This is a genomic window from Metabacillus sp. YM-086 (genome assembly GCF_048059995.1).
In the GTDB taxonomy this organism is placed as follows: domain Bacteria; phylum Bacillota; class Bacilli; order Bacillales; family Bacillaceae; genus Metabacillus; species Metabacillus litoralis_B.
In genome coordinates this window covers 1-1,001 of the sequence record NZ_JBLUOI010000177.1, presented here as the reverse complement: position 1 = coordinate 1,001, position 1,001 = coordinate 1, and the positions used below count along the sequence as shown (strand labels likewise).

Here is a 1,001-nt window from a genome sequence, read left to right as displayed (position 1 = left end):
ACAGATGATTGGGGTGAAGTCGTAACAAGGTAGCCGTATCGGAAGGTGCGGCTGGATCACCTCCTTTCTAAGGAAAATGAGGCACGCTTGGTATTTTGTTTAGTTTTGAGAGATCATTCTGATCTTTCTATATAAGTAAGACTCAATACATAGGAGTCTAAATGCAGAGTGCATTTGAACATCCTGTGTTTTATGTTCCTTGAAAACTAGATAACGAAAACAATTCAAGTAATTCACTGAGTTTAAACGCTTAGTTTAGTGATTCTCTTAATAATTGATTTAAACGACATCTTCGATGTCAAAGGTTAAGTTGTTAAGGGCGCACGGTGGATGCCTTGGCACTAGGAGCCGATGAAGGACGGTACTAACACCGATATGCTTCGGGGAGCTGTAAGTAAGCTTTGATCCGGAGATTTCCGAATGGGGAAACCCACTGCTCGTAATGGAGTAGTATCTTCACCTGAATTCATAGGGTGATGATGGCAGACCCGGGGAACTGAAACATCTAAGTACCCGGAGGAAGAGAAAGCAAACGCGATTTCCCAAGTAGCGGCGAGCGAAACGGAAGAAGCCCAAACCAAGAGGCTTGCCTCTTGGGGTTGTAGGACACTCTATACGGAGTTACAAAGGAACGGAGTAAATGAAGAGGTCTGGAAAGGCCCGTCAAAGAAGGTAACAACCCTGTAGTTGAAACTTCGTTCCCTCCAGAGTGGATCCTGAGTACGGCGGGACACGTGAAATCCCGTCGGAAGCAGGGAGGACCATCTCCCAAGGCTAAATACTCCCTAGTGACCGATAGTGAACCAGTACCGTGAGGGAAAGGTGAAAAGCACCCCGGAAGGGGAGTGAAAGAGATCCTGAAACCGTGTGCCTACAAGTAGTCAAAGCCCGTTAATGGGTAATGGCGTGCCTTTTGTAGAATGAACCGGCGAGTTACGATCCCGTGCAAGGTTAAGTTGATAAGACGGAGCCGCAGCGAAAGCGAGTCTGAATAGGGCGAA

General features: G+C 46.9%; 2 rRNA genes. Both read left to right on the top strand.

The features are described 5' to 3' along the window. A 16S ribosomal RNA gene (locus ACEWK1_RS27665) occupies positions 1-67 on the top strand; the annotation flags it as partial. Between the two features lie 236 nt (positions 68-303). Further along, positions 304-1,001: ribosomal RNA gene (locus ACEWK1_RS27660) — 23S ribosomal RNA — on the top strand; the annotation flags it as partial.